Source organism: Micromonospora reichwaldensis (genome assembly GCF_031845925.1).
Classification (GTDB): domain Bacteria; phylum Actinomycetota; class Actinomycetes; order Mycobacteriales; family Micromonosporaceae; genus Micromonospora; species Micromonospora reichwaldensis.
In genome coordinates this window covers 1-255 of record NZ_JAVRFL010000108.1, presented here as the reverse complement: position 1 = coordinate 255, position 255 = coordinate 1, and the positions used below count along the sequence as shown (strand labels likewise).

The 255-nt window shown below is 72.2% G+C and carries 1 pseudogene; it reads right to left on the bottom strand.

The features are described from left to right. Nucleotides 1-253 (bottom strand): annotated as a pseudogene (locus RM555_RS30915) (C39 family peptidase); the annotation flags it as partial. Between the last annotated feature and the right edge of the window lie 2 nt (nt 254-255).

The following is a 255-nucleotide window of genomic DNA, read 5'->3' as shown; positions in this document are numbered from 1 at the left end:
CGTCGATGTTCTTGCCCTGCACGCTGAGGGCGTTGCGGGCGGCGGCGGGGCCGCAGTAGTAGAAGTTGGGCTGTGCCTCGTAGCGCACGCCCAGTTCGCGCTCGCCACCCTTGCGGTCCTGGGCGACGGTGGCCGACACCGGGGTGGTGGGGGCGGCGAGGGCGGTGGTGACTGGGCCGGCGATGGCGCCGCCGGAGAAGGCGAGCCCGGCAGCGGTCAGGGCGGTCTTACGCAGGATGTCGGTACGCTTGATGG